Source organism: Lentibacillus cibarius, from assembly GCF_005887555.1.
Lineage (GTDB): Bacteria > Bacillota > Bacilli > Bacillales > Amphibacillaceae > Lentibacillus > Lentibacillus cibarius.
Genome location: NZ_VCIA01000001.1, coordinates 1,152,381 through 1,174,165 on the forward strand (window position 1 = coordinate 1,152,381; position 21,785 = coordinate 1,174,165).

Annotated in this window: 15 protein-coding genes; 7 read left to right on the forward strand and 8 right to left on the reverse strand. The window is 44.4% G+C overall.

The annotated features are described in order from the left end of the window. Positions 1-92 precede the first annotated feature (92 nt). Together FFL34_RS05565 and FFL34_RS05570 are read left to right on the forward strand one after the other, a co-directional pair. Positions 93-1,628, forward strand: coding sequence for a glucosyltransferase domain-containing protein (locus FFL34_RS05565; protein ID WP_138602234.1), 1,536 nt, complete (start codon positions 93-95; stop codon positions 1,626-1,628). A 155-nt stretch (positions 1,629-1,783) separates the two neighbouring features. Further along, positions 1,784-3,049 carry a SulP family inorganic anion transporter gene (locus FFL34_RS05570; protein WP_138602236.1) on the forward strand — a complete coding sequence of 422 codons (1,266 nt, stop codon included), beginning with the start codon at positions 1,784-1,786 and terminating at the stop codon, positions 3,047-3,049. A gap of 277 nt (positions 3,050-3,326) precedes the next feature. On the opposite strand, the gene cydC is transcribed toward FFL34_RS05570, so the two are convergent. Genes cydC through FFL34_RS05590 form a run of 4 tightly spaced genes read right to left on the reverse strand, consistent with a single transcriptional unit; the run spans position 3,327 to position 9,166 of the window. Beyond that, positions 3,327-5,039 carry a thiol reductant ABC exporter subunit CydC gene (cydC, locus tag FFL34_RS05575; protein ID WP_138602238.1) on the reverse strand — a complete coding sequence of 571 codons (1,713 nt, stop codon included), beginning with the start codon at positions 5,037-5,039 and terminating at the stop codon, positions 3,327-3,329. Next, positions 5,036-6,766: a thiol reductant ABC exporter subunit CydD gene (cydD, locus tag FFL34_RS05580; RefSeq protein WP_138602241.1), complete on the reverse strand. Its 1,731-nt coding sequence runs from the start codon at positions 6,764-6,766 to the stop codon at positions 5,036-5,038. The genes cydC and cydD overlap by 4 nt, the downstream gene beginning before the upstream one ends. Next, the gene (gene cydB, locus FFL34_RS05585) at positions 6,766-7,773 is read right to left on the reverse strand and encodes a cytochrome d ubiquinol oxidase subunit II (RefSeq protein ID WP_138602243.1); all 1,008 of its coding nucleotides are present in this window, start codon (positions 7,771-7,773) and stop codon (positions 6,766-6,768) included. The genes cydD and cydB overlap by 1 nt, the downstream gene beginning before the upstream one ends. Next, positions 7,760-9,166: a cytochrome ubiquinol oxidase subunit I gene (locus FFL34_RS05590; RefSeq protein WP_138602245.1), complete on the reverse strand. Its 1,407-nt coding sequence runs from the start codon at positions 9,164-9,166 to the stop codon at positions 7,760-7,762. Before FFL34_RS05590 ends, cydB begins: the two co-directional genes overlap by 14 nt. Before the next feature lie 546 nt (positions 9,167-9,712). Between FFL34_RS05590 and FFL34_RS05595 the strand changes: the two genes are divergently transcribed. Then, positions 9,713-10,009, forward strand: a complete 297-nt coding sequence (locus tag FFL34_RS05595; RefSeq protein WP_138602247.1) for a hypothetical protein — start codon at positions 9,713-9,715, stop codon at positions 10,007-10,009. Then, on the forward strand, positions 10,006-10,878 hold the full coding sequence (locus tag FFL34_RS05600; protein WP_171046284.1) for an IS3 family transposase: 873 nt from the start codon (positions 10,006-10,008) through the stop codon (positions 10,876-10,878). The genes FFL34_RS05595 and FFL34_RS05600 overlap by 4 nt, the downstream gene beginning before the upstream one ends. A gap of 212 nt (positions 10,879-11,090) precedes the next feature. On the opposite strand, the gene FFL34_RS05605 is transcribed toward FFL34_RS05600, so the two are convergent. Further along, a complete protein-coding gene (locus tag FFL34_RS05605) occupies positions 11,091-12,044 on the reverse strand; it encodes an alpha/beta hydrolase (RefSeq protein WP_138602251.1) in 954 nt (317 codons plus the stop codon). A 660-nt stretch (positions 12,045-12,704) separates the two neighbouring features. Between FFL34_RS05605 and FFL34_RS05610 the strand changes: the two genes are divergently transcribed. The 3 genes from FFL34_RS05610 (at position 12,705) to nhaC (FFL34_RS05620) (ending at position 17,597) form a co-directional block, all read left to right on the forward strand. Beyond that, complete coding sequence (locus tag FFL34_RS05610; RefSeq protein ID WP_138602253.1) at positions 12,705-14,741, forward strand: sigma-54 interaction domain-containing protein; 2,037 nt, start codon at positions 12,705-12,707, stop codon at positions 14,739-14,741. A gap of 217 nt (positions 14,742-14,958) precedes the next feature. Next, on the forward strand, positions 14,959-16,110 hold the full coding sequence (gene iadA, locus FFL34_RS05615) for a beta-aspartyl-peptidase (protein ID WP_138602255.1): 1,152 nt from the start codon (positions 14,959-14,961) through the stop codon (positions 16,108-16,110). A 41-nt stretch (positions 16,111-16,151) separates the two neighbouring features. Beyond that, a complete protein-coding gene (gene nhaC / locus FFL34_RS05620) occupies positions 16,152-17,597 on the forward strand; it encodes a Na+/H+ antiporter NhaC (protein ID WP_138602257.1) in 1,446 nt (481 codons plus the stop codon). 179 nt (positions 17,598-17,776) lie between these two features. Here the strand turns inward: nhaC (FFL34_RS05620) and solA (FFL34_RS05625) are convergent, their stop codons facing one another. The 3 genes from solA (FFL34_RS05625) to nhaC (FFL34_RS05635) all read right to left on the reverse strand — a co-directional run bounded on the left by solA (FFL34_RS05625) (position 17,777) and on the right by nhaC (FFL34_RS05635) (position 21,674). Beyond that, positions 17,777-18,937, reverse strand: coding sequence for an N-methyl-L-tryptophan oxidase (gene solA / locus FFL34_RS05625; protein WP_138602259.1), 1,161 nt, complete (start codon positions 18,935-18,937; stop codon positions 17,777-17,779). A gap of 102 nt (positions 18,938-19,039) precedes the next feature. After that, positions 19,040-20,185 (reverse strand): N-methyl-L-tryptophan oxidase, encoded by a 1,146-nt coding sequence (gene solA / locus FFL34_RS05630; RefSeq protein ID WP_138602261.1) that lies wholly within the window; start codon positions 20,183-20,185, stop codon positions 19,040-19,042. Between the two features lie 28 nt (positions 20,186-20,213). Continuing rightward, positions 20,214-21,674, reverse strand: coding sequence for a Na+/H+ antiporter NhaC (nhaC, locus tag FFL34_RS05635; protein WP_171046285.1), 1,461 nt, complete (start codon positions 21,672-21,674; stop codon positions 20,214-20,216). Positions 21,675-21,785 lie beyond the last annotated feature (111 nt).

Below are 21,785 nucleotides of genomic sequence, written 5' to 3' on the forward strand. Positions count from 1 at the left end.
TATTTTACGCCATCATATAATTAGGGATTTGAATCAATATCACAAAATACTGAAGTGCTTAATAATGGAAAAAGAAAATAAGGAGTATATCAATGCCGGAAGAAATATTTAGTAAAATCAAAGCAGGAATAAAAAGAGAATGGAAAATAGCCTTTTTTAGTACGGTTATTATAGGTTTCCTAACACACATGTTTGTACTTACCAATATGCTTCCCAACCATGATGGTTTGGTTAATATTTACAGTTCTCAGAAAAAGTATGCTTTAGGAAGATTTTTTCTCGGGCCATTCAGTGGAATAAGTTCATTCTTTGACTTGCCTTGGGTTAATGGCACATTGTCGATTTTCTACCTTGCACTTACATCGATTCTGCTTACTGAGTTTTTTAAGTTAAGAAAAACCCCTGCAATTATACTAACTGCGGGGCTTGTGGTAACTTTTCCAACGATTGCTTCCACCTTTTCATATATGTTTACAGCAGACGGTTATATGTTCGGATTTCTGTTGTCTGTGTTTGCAGTTTTCCTTACAAAGAAATATAGGTATGGCCTTTTCCCAGCTGCGTTTATCCTTTATCTTAGTGTCGGGATATACCAAGCGAATGTCACTATAGTGCTTACCGTTGTAACCGTTTGGTTTATTCAAGAGCTCATTTCCAATCATAAGCAACTTAAGTCTATACTGTATTCACTCATGCTGCAAATCGGAATGACTGTACTTGGAATGAGTATGTATGCCATTACATTTAAAGGCTATCAGACATGGATGGGCGGTGAAATTACAAAATACCAAGGGCTTGACCAGATTGGTAATCAGAAAAAGAATATTATTGAACAAATCCTTTTAATCAAAGATAAAACAATGGAGTTTTTCTTTAGAGGATTCGTTACGGACTTTCCAATAAATTTCTTTGAGGTTCTGAATTTACTTCTTATCTTACTTATTCTAGCTGGTGTTGCCATAACGGTTGTCCTTAACAAAGTGTACCTATCACCCGTTAGGATGCTTTTCATTGTTTTGAGCATCGTTTTACTACCAATATTTTCGTTTGTTCTCTATTTCGTATCTCCTGGCGTTGTTTATCATATGTTGATGGTAATGGCAGTAGTATTGATTTATATACTACCTATCGTTCTGTATAATCGTTTAGATGGACTATCACCTGTCGTGAATTGGTATTCTTGGGGAACAGTAGTAGTTTCATGTTTGATTATCTTTAATTTCTCCCTCATTAGTAACATATCGTATTTTAATATGTCACTAAAGTATGAAAAATCTTATGCTATGGTGAATCGAATGCTTGATCGAATGGAACAAACAGATGGGTATACGCATGCATCAAAACTAGCTGTAATTGGCAGAACCTCGGTAGATACGGAACTAGGATCCAAAACCATCCCTGAAAACATTCCGAAAATGACTGGTGCAATGAGGGAGGTCATTTTATTCCAACCATACCATTATACTTTTATGCTGGAGAATCAAATGGGTAAGGTGTTAGAGACTGTGGATGCACCAAAGTTGAAAAAACTCAAAGAAAGTAACCTGGTCAAACAGATGAACACTTGGCCATCAAAAGATTCTGTTAAGGTAAAAGAAGATATCATCATATTAAAATTGGACGAATAGTGAGGTGCGCGTCGCTCGAGGTCGGGGGCGTGTCGCTCGAGTTGGGGTGCGTGTTTCTATCAAGAATGGTGAATCAGCCATACCTACAACATAATTCCTCCAACCCTTGAATAAAAGTACAAGTATACTAGTATTCAAGGGTTGGAGGCTTAAAAATGCTTAAATTACTGCCCGGGTTGCGGCAGCTTGTCCATTATCCACTTTCCAATTTGCCAAATGATCTAGCTTCCGGGATGATTGTTGCTTTTTTATTAATCCCGCAAAGCATGGCATATGCTGTCATTGCTGGGGTGCCAGTGGTCTATGGCTTGGTCGCTGCAATCTTTCCCCTCGCGATTTATGCACTATTCGGCGGTTCGAGATATTTAAGTGTTGGTCCAGTCTCCATCGCCTCTTTATTAGCATTTTCCGGTGTCTCTACGGTAGCACAACATGGGTCCGAGCATTTTTTGACGGCTATTACACTATTAACGCTTATTGTCGGGGGGATGCAGATACTCCTTAGCATCATCAAGTTTGGTACTTTTTTTGAATCTATTTCTCCCGCCGTTATCAGCGGATTTACTTCGGCAGCTGCTATTATTATTGGGCTTACACAGATTAAATCACTGATGGGGATAACCATGGCCCCGTATCGTAATGTTTTCGATTATGTCTTGGAAGTCATACATCATTTGTCAGATAGCCATTCATGGACTGTTATTATTGGGGCTGGGAGTTTAGTCTTTTTGATGGTAGTGAAGAGAGTATTCCGGTCATCCCTTGGGCCCCTTATGGTGATTGTTGCGTCAAGCTTGATAGTTGGTTATTTTCATCTCGACCAGGGCGGTGTCGAAGTGATCGGGGACATTCCGCAAAAATTGCCCGCTTTGTCACTAGAGATTCCGACAATTTCCACACTGTTTTCGCTGTTACCGAGTGCGTTCATGATCGCTTTTATTTCATTCGCGGAATCCTATGCTATTGGCAAGACCTTGGCCGCAAACGACGGGGAACGGCTAAATCCGGAGCAGGAATTGTTTGGGTTGGGACTAGCCAATATAACCAGTTCCATTACCGGTGCGATTCCGGTAGCTGGGGCGATTTCACGAACAGCGGTTAATCATCAAGCGGGTGGCAAAAGTAACATTTCTTCCTTTACAACGGTGGTGTTTGTATTAATCACGCTGCTATATTTAACGCCATTTTTATACTTTTTACCCAAAACAGCACTCGCAGCTATCATCATATTTGCCGTCTCCAATCTGATTGATATAAACGGTTTACGTTATTATATACAAAATGACCCCGGCTCCGCGTTTCTGATGCTTGCCACCTTTTTCGCCACATTAATGGTGGACATATTCGCTGGGCTTATGGTCGGAATTTTCCTTTCGCTACTGGTCACGTTTATTAAAACAAAAGTATGGCACGCAACATGAAGCGGACCGGGTCGTTAAATGCTGATTTTCGGCCGCCGAAAATCGTCTATTGTGATGGTAGACTACCCGAGTTGAGGTGTACCTGTCGCTCGAGTTCGGGGGCGCGTCGCTCGAGTTAACCGCGCTGTCGCCCGAGTTGCGGTGCGCGTCGCTCGAGTGCGGGCCGCTGTCGCTCGAGTTGACTCCGCTCTCGCTTCAGTCGACCCCGCTCTCGCTCGAGTTGACTCCGCTCTCGCTCGAGTCGATCCCGCTGTCGCTCGAGTTGGGCCGCACGTTATTACATACCACGGTCCATTGCGTACAATGCTCGATAATAGTTGCTCGATTCAAGCAGTGCATCGTGGCTGCCTGACAATTTTATTTGGCCTTGTTCCAGGAAGAGGATGTTATCCATCATTTCCGCACCTGCCAAGTGGTGGGTGACGAGAACGACGGTTTTATCACTTGCGGCTTCCAGCATGGTGGAGAGCAGCTTGTGTTCGGTGAGCGGGTCAAGTCCGGTTGTTGGTTCATCCAGCAACATGATGGGCGCATCTTGCATTAAAATCCGTGCGAAGGCGATGCGGTGCTTTTCCCCGCCCGAAAAGCGTTCACCCATTTCTTCCATTTGGGTATGGATGCCATGTGGCAATGTTTCAATCATATCCATCAGCTGGGCCCGATGCAGGACGTCAATAATCTCCTCATCTGTCGCGTCGGGGCGGGCGATACGAATATTGCCGGCAATCGTCGTGTTGAATAAGTGCGGCTGTTGATTCAAAACGGAAACGGCTTTGGACAGGTAGCTGGATCGCATCTCCGCCTGGTCAAGCAGCACCCGACCGGAATCGGGTCGCATTACACCAGCTAACAATTTAAGTAACGTCGATTTGCCGGATCCGCTCTTACCAAGCAAGGCGATCTTTTGGCCGGGTTCAATCGTCGCGTTAACACCTTGAAGCACGTCCGTATCATCCGAATGATAACGATAACGCACCTGGTCCAAGTGAATGACCGGGTGATCGCTCATACGTTCCTCACCGCTTGCATCCTGCTCATTTAGCTCGACATCTTGCAGCTTACTCATCCGCCTGACAGAATCCATATACGCCGGAACCTCCTCTGCCGCATCACTCGCCGGGAGGAGCGCATCCGTCACGGAAAACATCATTAGAACAAAAGCGGCAATTACCGTGGCGGACATGGTTCCATCATTCACCTGGCTATCCACCCACACCATCGTTGCGATAATGATGATACCGGAGACGAAACGCAATACTACGTCACGCACATGATGCCAGCGGTGCACCCGGTCTTGCCGGTCGATTAAATCAACGTTATCCTTATGCATATGGCTGAACAACTGCTCTGTCCGTCCGCTTAGCAGCCAGTCAAGTTGCCCGAACAAGGCATCGGTCATGTGTTGATACAGCGTTTCCCGTTTCTGTTTAATCCGTACATGGTGGCGTTTTAAAATAAAATAGGAAAACAATGGAACAAGAAAGACAATAATCCCCAGTAACGCCAGGGCTAGCAGCATAAAGGCCAAGTCGAACACGCCAAAAACGACTACGATAATGGTGTAGACGATGATGCTTGTAATGGCCGGAAACACCGTGCGGATATACAAATCCTGCAGTTTTTCAATATCATCAGCAACCACTCCCAGTATGTCACCTGTCTGGTAGCGACTGGAAAGCGCGAGTGCTTGTGGCTCAATGATATCGTACAACTTATCCCGGTATTGCGAGAGTATCCGCAAGACGACATTGTGGCCGACAAGTTTTTCTAAATAAGGAAAAACCGCCTGGGAAATACTGAAGGCGCGAACAGCAACAATCGGTACATATACGAGCATGATATTTTCCGGTTGGAGAGACGTTTTGGAAATTAAATAGCCCGAGACGAACAGCAGCATGGCACCTGAGGCTATTCCCAATACGGCAAACAGCACATTTAAGCCAATTCGTCCTTTATAATGGATGATGTATGGTGTAATCCATTCCTTCATATCATCTCTCCTCTCCTCCCCTTTACAAATGTCGCATACGCGTTGTCACCGCGAACGAGCGCCTCATGCGTCCCGCTTGCTGCGATGCTGCCGTGATCAAGCATATAAATATGATCCATGACAGCCATCCAGTGCAGCCGGTGTGTTGCAAGAATGACCTGCTTATCCCGGAACAGCTCACGCATCACCTGCTTGATCTCATACTCGGTTTCAATATCAAGATGCGCGGTCGGTTCATCCAGCAGAATCACCGGTTTTTCCGATAGAAGCGCGCGTGCAATCGCCACACGCTGTGCCTGTCCTCCGCTAAGTGCGCGGCCACCTTCACCAATGCGCTCGTGTATTCCGTTCGGCAAGCTGTTGACCAAGTCATCGAGGCTGATTTGAGCAATTACTTTTTCCACTTGTTTATCGGTAGCATCGGGTGCATAAAACCGTATATTATCGGCAAGTGACAGCGGAAAAATGTACGGTTGCTGCGGAATATAGGCAATTCGGTCAAACCAGTCCCGGTGATCCAGCGAACGGACTTCTTCCTGACCAATGCGGATGGTCCCGGATGTCGGAGCAAGCCTGCCTGCCAGCACGTGAATCAGACTCGACTTACCTGCCCCGCTCGAACCAATGACGCCGACCCAGCCTTCAGGTATATCCAGCGATACTTGATCCAACAATGTTTTGCCGTCCAACGCCACCGTCACATCAGTAAACGACAGAGACCAAGCAGTGCTATCCGCCTTGGCCATCGCTCCCACATCAGAAGACGCAGCCGAATGCTCATCATCCCGGAGCAATTCGTTAATTTCTCCCATCGCTACCTGGCCGTCCAATGTGGCGTGGTAATCTTTTCCCACCTGTTTTATCGGGGAAAAGTATTCCGGAGCAAGGATTAAAATGGTCAGCGCCGGAAACAAAGCGACCGTTCCATCAATCAACCGCAGTCCAAGTCCGACAGCAACAAACGCAATCGAAATGCTTGTGAAAAAATCCAGCGCAAACGAGGACAGAAAAGCAACCTTCAGCGTACTCATGGTTGCTTTCCGGTAATCTGTGTTCACCTTGTTGATCCGCTGGGCATGTTTCTTGCTTTGCCCTAGAAATACAAGTGTCTCCAAACCTTTTAACGAATCAATAAAATGGTTGGAGAGCCGCTTATACGTATCATATTGTTTATCCGCCTTTGCTTGTGCCGTTTTGCCAAGCAGAATCATAAACATAATGACAACCGGCACCGTTGCAATTAGAATAAGTGCAGAAGTTACATCAAGCGTCCAGATAAATCCGGCAATCACCACCGGAATAACCATGGTTTTAATCATGCGAATACCGATAATTTCCGCGTAAGCTTTAACCTTGTCTACCCCGTCCATGGCAAGCGTCACGAGGTGGCCAGTCCCCTTTTTTCGGATTACAAAGCCGGAGCGAAAATAAGCTTGCATCAGCTTATTCCGGAGCATGCGCGCCGTTCGAGCAGCAAAACGCTCCGCCAGCATGCTTTGGAGATGGGTGACGGCATAACGAATCATAAACGCCGCAAAAAAGTAGCCTATAGAAGACAAGACTTCCCCTATAGGCGTCCCTTGAAAAAGACTGGTTACAGCCCGGGCTAGAAAGTAAGCCTGGGCTGTAATCGCAGCCACTTCAATAATAATTAATACGGTTAAGAACCCATATAGCGAACCGGACCCCGCATAACGGGGCAGTCCGCGATCACGAATTTGTGCCATTAATATTCCAACTCATCCTCTTTTTTTATCCGCTTTCTGAATATATAATAACTCCATGCTTGATACCCTAGCACGAACGGCAATAGGGCAAGCGAGAAATAACTCATTAGTTTAAGTGTATACGCACCAGAGGAGGCGTTGTCAACCGTTAGGCTATAAGCTTCCGAAATGGAACTAATCATAACTCGCGGGAAGATCCCGAGAAAAATGCTCCCGGTCAGCAAAATAATCGACAACGTTGTCAGCGCAAAACTCGCCCGCTCTCCTGTATCCCGCGACATGCCCCAATACAAAGCTACAACACCTAAGAGTGGCAGAATAATAAACGTTTGCCCGTGATACGTAAATACATCCGTTATAAAATATCCAGCAATCACAAACGAAAGAAGCAAAATAAGCGCAGCAGGACTCACCCTATCGTTAAGCCTTTTCGCCCGTTCATTCAGTTCTCCTGTCGTACGAATGGAAATAAACTGTAGCCCGTGCACAAGGAATAACGCTAGCATCATCACACCGCCAAGCAATGCAAATGGGTGTAGGAACTGCAGAAATCCGCCAACCATTTCCTTGTCTTCACCAATCGGCATACCGGTCATAAAGTTGGCAAGGACAACGCCCCATAAAATTGGCGGCAAAAAGCTTCCAATGGTCAATGTCCAGTCCCACGTATTGCGCCATTTCGGATCGTCTACTTTTCCGCGGAACTCAAATGACACCCCTCGTATAATCAACGCTAAAAGCATAAATACAAGCGGGATGTAAAAGCCGCTGAACATCGTCGCATACCAGTGTGGAAATGCTGCAAACATCGCACCACCCGCCGTAATCAACCAAACTTCATTCGCATCCCAGAACGGGCCAATCGTATTAATATACACCCGCTTCTCAGTATCATTCTTACCGAGAAAACGAGCCACCATACCGACCCCAAAGTCAAATCCTTCCAACACGAAGAAGCCGACAAATAATATAGCAATCAGCAAATACCAGAATTCAGCTAGTGACATGACCCGAACCCCCTTCACCTGTTTCTAATAGATCGCTGGTGGTTTCCTGTTCCTCTTCATGAAACTCTGGTTTTTTAATATGTCGTGCGAACAAATAAATCGTCACGATAGCCAATAAACTGTACAGAACCGTAAACATAATTAACGAGAATAACATCTCACCCGCTGAAACAGACGGCGAGACTGCATCCTCTGTTTTCATGATGCCAAAAACCACCCACGGTTGACGTCCGAGTTCCGTCAGTAGCCAACCAGCCGTATTGGCAATAAACGGCAGAGCCATAGCCCACGGTATGAATTTTAAAAATAGATTCCGCTTCGGCACCTGCTTTTTACGTGACACATACCCACCGTAAAGCCCGAGTAACAGCAGTAATCCACCAACACCTGTCATAATCCGGAACACCCAGAACAACGGTTTAACCGCTGGAATGTAATCACCCGGTCCATATTTATCTTCATATTCCGCCTGCAGCTGATTCAATCCGTCCAACGACCCACTGAATTTATTAAACGACAGAAAACTGAGCAAGTACGGAATTTGCAGCTCATAATCATTTTTCTTCTCTTCAGCATTAATCGAGGCATATACATTGAATGGCGCAGGATCGTCACTCGTTTCCCACAACGCTTCAGCAGCCGCCATTTTCATCGGCTGTGATTCTACCAGATATTGCGCCTGCCAGTGGCCAGTAAATAGCATGACAAAAGCAGCCGATGCTCCAATAATAATCGACACCCGAAACGAACGTTTGAACATCTCCACATCATGTTTACGCAATAGCTTCCACGCACTAATCCCCGCAACAAGAAACGCACCAGTCACAAGTGATGTTACCAAGACGTGCGGGAACTGAGCCCATAAATGTGGGTTCGACAAAATCGCCAGGAAGTTATCCATCTGCGCCCTGTCCCCAGCAAACTCAAAGCCAACCGGATTCTGCATAAACGAATTCGCCGATAAAATCCAAAACGCCGAAGCGACCGACCCAATCCATACAAGCCAGATTGACGCCAAGTGCACCTTTTTCGGCAAGCGATTCCATCCAAACACCCACACTGCAATAAACGTTGACTCCAAAAAGAACGCCAAGAGCCCCTCAATAGCAAGAGACGGACCAAACACATCCCCGACAAAGCGCGAATAGGTCGACCAGTTCATCCCAAACTGAAACTCCTGTAAAATTCCCGTCACCACGCCGACAGCAAAGTTAATCAGAAACAGCGCTGCCCAAAACTTGGTCATCTTCCGGTAGACGTCTTTTTTCTTAATAACATACAACGTCTGCATGATCGCAATCGTAAAAGCCAAGCCAATTGAAACAGGTACAAAAAAGTAATGAAAGATAGTCGTTGATGCAAATTGCAGCCTGGCAATCATCAATGCATCCATCCAGTTCCCTCCTCATTTAATTTATTAGTCATTATCCTACAACATCAGTAGTAAAGGTCTATTTCAACTTCAGTATACATTACAAATGCCATCATCTAGCCGTTGATTCGTTACAAAGTTAGGACAGTTTAGTGACGAAAGTATGTCGAAAAGCGGGATGCGGCGCGTGTCGCTCGAGTGGGACGGGCTGGCGCTCTTGCACCGCGGGGACAGGTACATTGGGCCAGGGTCTGCACCGCGGGGACAGGTTCATTGGGCCAGGGGGGTTCTGGCGGGGTGCGGTGGTTTTAGAATGGTTGATTTTCGGCTGAAGGGCGAAAATCTTCGGATTGGAAGAGGGCGTGTCGCTCGAGTTGGAGGGCGTGTCGCTCGAGTTGCGGGGCGTGTCGCTCGAGTTTGAGGGCATGTCGCTCGAGTTGGGGGCGTGTCGCTCGAGTTCGAGGGCGTGTCGCTCGAGTTGCGGGGCTGATATTGTACCCATAAAGTAGACAACGTTAAAATCGTGCAACCATATATGTTAATTTGATTATGGGGAGGCGATGATTTATGGGGAAGAAACTGAAAAAGTATTCATATGACGATAAGGTGGATGTTGTTAAGAAGTTTATGGAGGGGTACCCCTCCAGCCGATTGGTAAAGGAATATGACCTAACGCATCGTAACCGCATTTATGAATGGCGTGATCAAGTTCTGAAGGGAGGTTATGAAGCCTTAAAAGACCATCGTGGTGCCAAAACGAAAGATCATCATCGTGGCCGGGAGCGTTCTCTTGAAGAAGAGAATGAGTCTCTGAAATTAGAGGTGAAGTATTTAAAAAAGTTATTGGATCTCCAAAGGAGGTGAGGCGTAAACAGGCTGAATTTGAATTTATACGAGAATATGAGGGCGTGTATCCAATAGCGAAACTAGTTGGCGTTACTTCTGTTTCTCGTTCTGGCTATTACAGATGGAAATCCCGTAAGGAAAGCTATGAACAGGACAAGAAAGACGAGGAGCTTTACCAGAAGATCTTAGAGATTTATCGAAAACATGGTGGAACATTTGGACGTGAGCGTATCAAAAAGGAATTTAAACGTTCCTATCACATGATTGTTAATGAAAAGTGTATCTCACGCGTGATGAAAAAATATGGTTTACGTTGCCAAATCCGGAGAAAACGTAAAAAAGGCGGGCGTCAGCCTTATGGGAACATACCGAATGTTCTGGATCGTGATTTTAAAGCTTTAAGGCCCGGCATTAAAATGGGTGTGGATATCACATATGTTCCGGTTAAAGGAAGCCATCATCCCTGGCTTTATGTATGCGCCATAAAGGATTTATTTAATAGTGAAATCGTAGCGTATTCCATGGATACCAATCAATCAACTGAACTGGTCTATGAAGCCTTAAATAAATTACAAAAAAGGGGATTTGAGAAAGGTGCCATCCTGCATAGCGATCAGGGCATCCAGTTCACAAATCCCGGATATAAGCTGCGTCTGAAGGAAATGGGCATCACCCAATCCATGTCCCGTAGAGGTAATTGTTGGGACAATGCTTGCGTTGAAAATTTCTTCAGCCATTTCAAGACAGAAGCACCTTGTTTCTACAAGATGGAAACTTTGGTTGACATTAAAAACGCAATAGACGCCTATATGCACTATTTTAACAATAATCGACTACAAAACAAACTGGAAATGAGTCCAGTCGAATATCGGTTAAAAACAGCATAATTCTGCACGTTTTTTATGCTGTCTATTTGACAGGGTCATGTTCAGGCGTGTCGCTCGAGTTTGAGGGCGTGTCGCTCGAGTTCGAAGGGCGTGTCGCTCGAGTTGGGGTGTGCGTCGCTCGAGTTGGGGGGCGTGTCGCTCGAGTTGGGGTGTGCGTCGCTCGAGTTGGGGGGCGTGTCGCTCGAGTTGACGTTTCACAAAAAAACCAGGCACTACTGAATCAGTACCTGGTCCACAAACGCTCCTACACGTTTCTCATATGTTTTTGTCTTTATGTCAAATGCTTTCGTATGCCCAGCATCAGGCACAATCCATATCGATTTGTCTCCGCCGGCAGCATCATATATTTCCTCAGCCATATCGGTTGGAACCAATTCATCGCTTCCACCGTGAATGATCATTAACGGAAGCGTGTTTTGCTTCACTTGTTCCACTGCAGAGGCCTCACCTAGCATATAGCCAGCACGCACTTTCGTAATCATGCTGGTTACGTCCAATAACGGAAAAGACGGCAAATGGTACAAATATTTCAATTGGTGCGCCAGCTCAGCTTTCACAGTGCTGTAGCCACTGGCGGCAACGATGCCTTTCACCTCACGAGGCAGCTTCTCTCCGCTTGCCATCAAAACCGTCGTCGCTCCCATCGAACTACCGTGCAAAATAATTTCCTCCGCTCGGCATTCGTCAATCATTCGATCAACCCAATCGATATAGTCCAGCCGGTCATGCCAGCCATACCCGATATAGTCGCCTTCACTCGCACCGTGCCCGCGTGCATCCGGCAATAAAACGGAAAATCCCTTGTCATAATAGAATTTCGCCATTTTCCCCATGTCATCTCCCGTTTTTCGGAAACCATGTGCTAGAATAACAGTCTTTTGACTATCCGCTTCATTTTTTATGTACTTGGCTTGCAATGTCAAATCATCAAACGACGTTAGGGACAAGGTTTGTTTTTCTTGATTATCATACCACGCCTTATTCTCAGCCAAAGACTGCCGATCCGCTACACTTGCCGATGCATTGACCTCAGTCGACTCCCGGTGAAGCTCTATATCCGTGCCACGCTTAATTCCTTTGCCGTAAAAATAATTACCCACAAACAACAGGCCGACCAGCAACACGACGATGACACTCGAGGCTGCAATCAGTAACTTTTTCTTCATCCGATTTCCCCTCCTTTCGTCCGTCCTATGATCAATCCCCTGTTCCTGCACGCGCGGCTGACTGACTACGAAAAAAAGCTCCTATACAAACGGCCTACTCACCCTATGCTTCATTGTTTTGCTCAGATTTCCAGCACTACCTGTTTGATGCTCGGATCCTTCAGGGGGGACATCCATGGGTGCCATGGTATAAATCTTTATCCTTCATCTGCAAACGCAATATGCTTTTCCATCATTTTATTGGCCAACGTTTAACTGCCTGAAATTTTTAAAAATTTAACATCCCCTTTATTATAAACGATGATCAGCATACTGTTAAGCTATTTTTAAAGGATCGGCAGGGATGTCAATGATGTCCAACCCCTTCACAATCGTTGTTCCATTTGTACAGGCACCCCCCCACTTCCTTTCCCGGCTTCAGACGGTATGTCGTCGATCATGTATACCAGGACATTGTCCCCAGATACTTAGGTCAACCAATTCCTAGCGTGCCGACATACCCAAAAGAGGGTCATCTTTTACACCCCGTTTTCATGTGTGATAAATTTTCTATTAACATCCCAATTCTAGCATGTATAATAAGTATAGCTTTCATCGACCTTCCTTTTATTCTCCACCTAGTAAGGAAACATCTACCATACAGCGATTGGAGTGAGCAATATGAAACATCCTGTTATCCTCATTCTGACAAAAGAAGTTGGGCTTTATTACACATTTCGGGATAACATCAGGGAAACTTTTGGCAAAGACATTCAGCTGCGTAGCAATCACTTTCCACCAGTTGATCTAGAGGGTGTGGATTTGATTCTGTCATCGGGGACGGACAACCTCCATCAGGACATTGTCGAGACGTCGAAAGTAACAGCTCCCCTTTTCATTGCTAATCGATCCATTGATTTTAATAAACTAGAAATGCTATTTGAACTGCCTGAAGGTACCGAATGTTTGCTGGTCAGTAATGCCGAGGATGTTGCCTACGAATCCGTGGCAATGCTGGAGAGGTTAGGATTTAATTATTTACATTTTACCGCTTATTCACCAGATATGGCCGAACTGCCGGACCTTTCTGGTATCGATGTAGCAATTACACACGGCTTAGTCGATTTGGTTCCTGAGGGGATGGGTCGCGTGCTTGATTTAGGTAACCGGCGACTGGATCTGAGCACATTATTCGAAATCGCTAAAGCCCTTGGACAAACGCTCCACCAAGCCAACCGTATGACGATGGATTATGTGCGGAATTTTGTCCGGATTGGCCGTGAACTTGCAACCGCATCACAAAATGAACATGATATAAATTCTTATTTGGAAGCGGTGTTAGATGCGGCACAAGAAGGGATTATTTTTGTCAGTCCGGAAGGAAACATCAGCCTTTTCAACCAGGAAGCCAGCAAGATTTTAGGTATTGATGGTCAAGCGGCTTTAAATAAACGTTGGACCGAGGTACTACGTGGCTTTCCAATTGAACAGGTAATGAAAACAAAAGAACCCATGCCACGGCAAACGCTCCAGATACAAGGGTTGCATTTAGTTACTACGATGAATCCGCTAGAAATGAATGGAGTTTTTACCGGTATCATCGTGACTTTTCAAGATGTCACTCACGTACAGCGAATGGAACAGGAAATCCGTAAGAAAAAGACAGAATCCGGCTTGACGACAAAATATACCTTTGCCGATAACGCCGGTGACAGCCAACTGATGATGCAAACGAGGGATATTGCGAAAAAACTGGCTCGAAGCGAGTATACAGTACTAATTACAGGTGAAAGCGGAACGGGAAAAGAGATTTTTGCCCAAGCCATTCACGAGCATTCCTCAAGAAGTAATGGGCCTTTTGTAGCCGTGAACTTTGCCGGAATCACGGAATCCCTTGCTGAAAGCGAACTGTTCGGCTATGCGGAAGGAGCCTTTACGGGCGCCATGCGTGGCGGGAATCCGGGTTTATTTGAACTGGCACAAAGTGGAACCATCTTTTTGGATGAAATTGGTGATGCCCCTTTAAAAATTCAAGCGGCCATCCTAAGAGTGCTCCAAGAAAAACAGGTAATGCGTGTTGGCGGTAATAAAGTGGTGCCCACCAATGTACGTGTTATTGCTGCTACGAACAAACATCCGGAACATATGATCAAAGAAGGGACATTTCGCGAAGATTTGTTTTACCGCTTGAATCAATTACCACTAGAAATCCCACCGTTACGGGAGCGGACGGAGGATATTCCAGCGCTCATCGAATATTTCTTAGAGCAAAAAAACATACAGATGCACTTTTCCCCCGAGGTGATGGAAAAACTTTTTGCTTATCGCTGGCCCGGTAATGTCAGGGAGTTGGAAGCGCTCGTCACATATCTCTCTGTCATTGTCGATGGGACCGAACCAACACTGGACGACCTCCCCGGCCACATCAAGGAAGGAAACGTTGATGAGCCTAAAATAGATAGGATTGTAAACTTACTGAAAAACACTGGGGATGGACACGTGTTTAAAGAGATTCTACAATGCCTGTCGCTGAATCAAAACCAGCATGTTGGGATTGGGCGAAACACGCTCAAATCTATGATGACAATTCCTATTTCCGAAAGTCAGTTGCGTTCAAGACTTGACATGCTCAAACGCTACACCTGTGTACAGATTGGGTCAAAAAAGCAAGGTACAAAAATCACGCAACTAGGGATGCATGTCTTGGAGCGCCTTTAGTATATAGGGTGTTTTATAGGTTGCCACTCCACCCAAAAAAACACCTTAATCTCTTAACCCAGTCCCGTACGTACCTTTTTGACAGTTTTGGGATTTTGGCATGATTTTTGCTTAATATTTTCAGAGGAAACAATACGGAGGTGGTGCATGTATACACTTATCTTTTACATTGAATTTTCTAAATATAACTAATGTTCATTAATTGGAGGTCAACAGCATGATTACCATGATTAAAAACGGAGAAGTTTATGCACCAGAACCACTGGGCAAAACATCTATTCTACTCATCAATGAAAAAATAGCCAAGATAGGAGCAATCGACGAGCAAGCCGTTGCCAACATAGGCGTCAACTACGAAGTGATTGATGCAGCGGGTTCCGTCGTCACCCCGGGATTCATTGACCCACATGTTCACTTGACTGGCGGCGGTGGGGAAGGCGGATTCGCCACTCGCACACCAGAAATCCAACTCAGTGACATGATTCAATCAGGGATTACAACGGTTGTTGGTCTCTTAGGCACGGACGGCACGACAAGGCATATGACATCCCTTTTGGCCAAAGCACGGGGACTAGAGGAAGAAGGGATGACCACCTTTATTTACACTGGAAACTATGCCGTTCCAACGCCAACAATTACGGCAAATGTGAAAGATGACGTCATGCTAATTGATAAAGTTATCGGCGCTGGGGAAATAGCCATATCCGATTCCCGCTCCGGCCAGCCTTCACTGCACGAATTGGCAAAAATCGTCGCGGACGCTCGGGTCGGCGGAATGTTAAGCGGAAAAGCAGGGGTAACCCACTTTCACACTGGCCCCGGAAAGGAATATCTATCTCCTCTGCATCAACTGTTAGAGAATTACGAGATTCCTGCATCCCAGCTTTATGCAACTCACATCAGTCGTAGCCGGGAATTGTTCGATGATGCGATGGCACTTGCCAACAAAGGCGCGTACGTCGATATTACCGCAGCCCACGATACTGGCGAATGGATAACGTACTACAAAGAAAACGAAGGCGATATGCGACACCTGACTCTATCATCGGATGGAAATGGAAGCTTGCCTAAGTTTGATGAATCCGGAAATCTGGCAGGGTTTGGCGTCGCGAGCACACGGACGTTGTTCCAGCAAGTCACCACAGCCGTGAAGGAGCACGGAATGGCGTTAGAAGAAATTTTACCTCTCGTGACAACCAATACAGCAACAGCATTAAAGTTTTCGACTAAAGGAAGTATCCAGGAAACAAACGATGCCGATGTACTCATTTTGGACAAGGAATCCCTGTCCATCCAGCATGTGTTTGCCAAGGGGCGACACATGATGAAGGATAAAGAAATACTCGTTAAAGGGACATTTGAAAGTTAAACAACCACACTTTTCAAAAACGTGAAGTAGGAGGAAAAACGATGAAAAGACAGCCGAACTTATTTGAAGCTTTTTCACCGATAGTCGTCATGCTGCTTTTATTAGCCATTGGTTACGGCGTATACGGCTTCGATCCGGAACCCTTACTCATTTTAGCTTCTCTTTACGCCGGAATCATCGCCGTTCGCCTGGGGTTATCATGGGATGACATGATGGAAGGCATCCAAGAAAAAATTAAACAAGCCATGCCGGCCATCCTCATTCTGATCTCTATCGGGATTTTGATAGGAACCTGGATGATTTCCGGAACCATTCCTATGATGATTTACTACGGATTAAAAATGATCGACCCTTCCTTTATCGTGCTGATTGCCTTTGTCGTATCGGCAATTATCTCGATTGTGACGGGTACCTCGTGGGGATCTGCGGGTACGGTCGGGGTAGCGTTAATGGGTATCGCAACTGGACTTGGCGCCAATTTACCGGCAACTGCTGGGGCGATTGTGGCTGGTGCTTACTTCGGGGATAAACTATCACCGCTTTCCGACACAACCAACCTTGCCCCTGTTGCTGCTGGAAGCGAGTTATACGAGCATATCCGCCACATGCTTTGGACGACCGTCCCAGCAGCTATCGTGAGTATTCTCGTCTATTTATTTGTCGGCTTTAACTTGTCCGGAGATAACGTATCCACACCTGAAACAATGAATGGTATGCTCCAGACGCTCGCTGAAATGTTCCATTGGAATTTCTTGCTGTTACTACCGCCGGCAATTATTCTGTACGGATCCATTCGGAAAAAACCGACTCTGCCAACGATTATCCTGTCATCGATAGTGGCGGCAGTATTGGCCAAATTCATCCAAGGCTTTAAACCGGTCGATATTTTTGCTTCCACGGTTTCCGGATTTGATGTATCCATGGTAAACCGCGCCGGGTTTAACCCAGACAGTGTCATTTGGGAAGTAACCAGGCTTGTGAACCAGGGCGGCATGCAATCCATGACCGGCGTTGTTCTCATTGCTTTTAGTGCCTTTATTTTTGCAGGAATTATAACCAAATCTGGTTCCCTGGAAATCATCATCCGAACCCTTATGAAAGTCGTGAAACGAACAGGCGACTTCATTTTAACAACCGTACTCTCGTGTATCACCATGGCACTTGTCACCGGGAATTCCTATTTATCTATTATCGTACCCGGAGAAATTTATAAAGATTCGTATCGGAAAAATAAATTACATGCGAAAAACCTTTCCCGAACCCTGGAAGACTCCGGTACGGTTGTCGTGCCGCTCATCCCATGGTCTTCTGCAGGTGTATTCATGGCCGGAACGCTCGGAGTCCCTACCCTTAGCTATGCACCATGGGCGATATTGTGTTATGTCGGCTTCTTTTTTGCCATTATCCTTGGCTATACCGGACTAGGCATAACAAAGATTGCAAGTGCAGACAATACAGATGATTCGGAAGATGAAACGGTCGTTTAATGTGAAAGTTGGATAACAGTCGCGAACGTGTACCGGAAAAAGCCTTACCAGCATCTACGCTTTAGATGCTTGGTAAGGCTTTTTTATGGGCTAAGGTGTTTTCTTTCCCTGAAGAGATCGGTTCTTCTTGATGGGAACCTTTAACTTGTTCCCTATTGCCACCGATAGAGTACTTTAGCTTAGTATCTCACTATCTTCTCATTTCTTATATTTTCCCTGGTAATAGAAAATTTATCAGGTAATGGGTGTTTAGACTTCCCATCAATAATCATTTCACTAATTATTTCTCCGAGAATACTGGCATACTTAAATCCATGTCCGGAAAAACCGCCAGCAACTAAAACATGATTATTTTCCGGATGACGATCAATGATAAAATCTTTGTCTGGCGTTTTAGAGATCATACAAGTTCTTCCATAATTGAATTGGCCTGAAAGACCTGGCAGAAACCTTTTGATAAACTTATTTAAATCCCCTTGATCATTATCGTATTTACCAAAATCCTGTTCTAGTAAATCTGGCACAATATCCCTTTCTGAATCGTTCCGCCCTATTTTCACACCACTACCAGTGATATCCGGGAATCCATAATATTTGTGACCTTCGTAGCTAAAATAAAAACTTGGAAGGAAAGGATACTTATATAGGGTTCCCTCTGTACCAAACCATCCTAGTGTCTTTCGTACAGTTTGGATTGATAGTTTTAAGGATGATAATAGTTCTCCAATCCAGGCACCTACAGCAATAATCACTTGATCTCCATAAAACATTCCTTTAGTGGTGTTTACACCAACACCATTTTCATGGGATTCCAGTGTATTGACTTTCGTATTTTCTACTATTTCTGCGTTATATTTTAATAATTCTTGCCTATAAGCTCCAATGCACTGTTCATTTAAAAGGGCACCAGATGAACGCTCATAATAACCCGTGAAATGATCAGGTAAATCAAAACCAGGCCAACGTCTCATTACGTCTTTTGAACTAAATTCCTCCAATTCCAACCCGTGTTCTTCAGCACTTTTTATTGTTTGTTGTATAAATGGGGTATCATTTTCACCTACCATTAAAGTTCCGGTGGGAATAAACAATGTTTTTCCCGATTCTTTTTCTAATTCGTGCCAGTTGTCCTGTGCTTTTAATGCTAGATTTACATATTCGGCACCTTCCCCAGTGGCATGACGGATCAATCTTGTCTCCCCATGATGACTACCCTTGTCATGAGGGGGACTATTGGCGTCAATCAACAAAACATCCATACCGTTCTTTGCTAAGTAGTAACCAGCCGCCATTCCAACTGAACCAGCACCCACAATCACGACACTATACTTACCTTCCATTCTATTTACCACCTTTTTTATAAATAAACAATTGATTAGACTTGGTAAAGACTAAGACGTTGGTTTTGGATTATAACTACCATGCCTTTAACAAAACTACTTTCAACCCAACCTTCTATCCAATAAAGAAAAAGCAGAAATGTCATGGGTTGTACTTCCCTCAGTTATTAATTGACTTAGTATTTCTCCTAGAACACTACTAATCTGAAAACCTCTCCCGGAATAGCCACCTGAAATATAAACATGAGGATATTCAGGATGTTGATCAACAATAAATTGCTTATCAGGGGCATTGGTTGCCAAACAGGCTTTGCCCTTTTTTAACTTTCCTGACGCTTGTGGTAAAAATCTATCCAGAAAGTTTCTTAAATCTCCCTCATCACTAGCGTATTTTCCGAAATCTTGTCTCATAAAATCAGGTTCAATGCGCTTTTCCGAATCTGACCTTCCGAGCTTAACCCCACTCCCATTAATATTCGGAAAGCCGTAATAGATTTGGTTTTCGACATGAAAGTAAAAACTCGGCAGTTGTGGATATTGCAAAGAAAGATCGTCGGCTTCGAACCAAGCAAAAGTTTTTCGTACCGGGTTCAAAGGTAAATCTAAGGAAGATAGGATTTTTCCAGTCCAGGCGCCCGCACAAACAAGCACTTTATCAGCATGATACGAACCTTCTTCCGTATTTACAGTGACCCCCTGATTAAAAAAATCGATGGACTTAACATTCGTATTGGTTAGCAATGCAGCCTTATTTTTTATCCTGAGTTCCTTATAAGCATATACACATTTTTCATTAAGAAGCACACCAGATAAGGGTTCAAAACACCCCTTAAAATGCTCCGGAATGGTAAATCCCGGCCAATTTTTCTTGATTTCATCTGCATTTAATATCTCTAATGGAGAATACTTTTTCCCTTCTTCCACAATTCCTTTCATAAAGGAGGAATCAGCTTCACTTACTGTTAAATTTCCTGTTGGAATGAATAACCTGTCTTCCGACTCCTTTTCAAGTTGAAGCCACAGTTCTTGTGCCCTTTGAACAAGCGGAACAAAATGTTGGCCTCCTTTTGAAGAAATATGAGAGCCATGACGGATCATTCTTGTTTCTCCATGATGACTTCCTTTCCGGTGTGGTGGATCAAACGCATCAATCAGAAGGGTATCTACACCTTTCTTAGATAAATAATACCCTGCCGCCATTCCTACCGATCCAGCTCCAATGATGATGACACTGTAATTTTTGTTCATTTTCTTTACACCTTCTTCGTGGGATACGCTAAGACGTTTTATTCAATTCATATTGATTTAAAGCTTCTTCCTTCTCTTCTTTACTCATTTTATAGACACCAATTCCCGTATAAGCCAGAATTATGGCAATCACAGGTGTGACATAACATAGGACACTCCATATCGCATAACCGCTGCTTCCATAGATGGAAACACCTAATGTGCTCGAAAAAAATACACCTGCTGAACTCCAAGGCACTAGGGGACCAATCACCGTACCAGCATCCTCTAAACTTCTTGAAAGTGTTTTTGCGGCCATTCCAACTTTTAAAAAGGACTTTTTGAACATTTCCGGAACCATGAGAAATCCAATGTATGAAGTCCCCGAAAACATAAACAATAATGATTGTGACAACAGCGTCATTACCACTAAAGGACCGCGTTTCCGTACCCTATTGGTTAACGGGTGTAAAGCCCTTTTAAAGAAGCCAGCCTCACTTATAACAGATGTATACGCGTAACCACAATATATAATAATGATTACGCCTAACATCGATACAAATCCTCCACGATTGAGCAACGAAAGTGTGTCTGAAGATAATTGATCTGGATTTACACCAGAAATCATACTAACTTCAAAACCATCTGAGGCCGCACTTACTCCATCTTGTAATGAAAAACCTTGATAGGTTACACCAATGATCAACGCGACAAGGCAAGCCGTAAGCATAACGGGGACAGGGGGCTGTTTCAATATTGCTCCCAATAGAATAATGACAAATGGAACCAATAATAAAAGGTTCCAGGAATAAATACTCCCCAAGTCATTTACGAGACCTAAATCATTAGTAGCTACATTTTGAGTTGAAAAGTTCACGCTCTTTCCTGCAATAAAAAAAACGATAAAGGAAATAATTGTGGCAGGCAAAGTGGTCCACATCATGGATTTAATATGTTCATAAATATTTACGCCACTGGTTAATGAAGCTAAATTCGTTGTCTCCGATAAAGGGGACATTTTGTCACCGAAAATTGCCCCACAAATAATAGCTGCTGCCGTTATATCCAACGGTGCTCCTAGCCCAGCTGCTATACTTATTAATGCTACACCTGCTGTCCCGCCTGATCCCCAAGAACTTCCTATTAAAGTTGAAAAAATGATACAAATAACAAAGGATGTTACGAAAATGTATTCAGGCTGAATAATTTGCATTCCATAAAAAATCAACATAGGGATTGAGCCGCTAAAAATGAATGTGGCTATTACAATTCCAATTGTCCAGATAATTAAAATGGCAGGTGTTGCCCGCATAAGACGCTCACCTATAGCCTTTTCTAAATCATTCCATGTATATCCCAGTCTTTTAGCTAATAAGCCCGCACAGGCAGCAGATGCGACTAACATAAGAGCGACATCAAGGTTAAAAAGGAAAAACCCACCAAAAACAAAAATGACCATAAAAGAAAGCGCAAGTATCGATTCGATAAATGTTGGTTCTCTTTTTTCCATAAACATCCTCCTTGATTCAATCTAACCAGCATATAAATAACGTCTGGTCTAATAATTGGTAACGCTTACATTTGATTGTTATCCATGTTACCTCATTATTTTATATTTTTC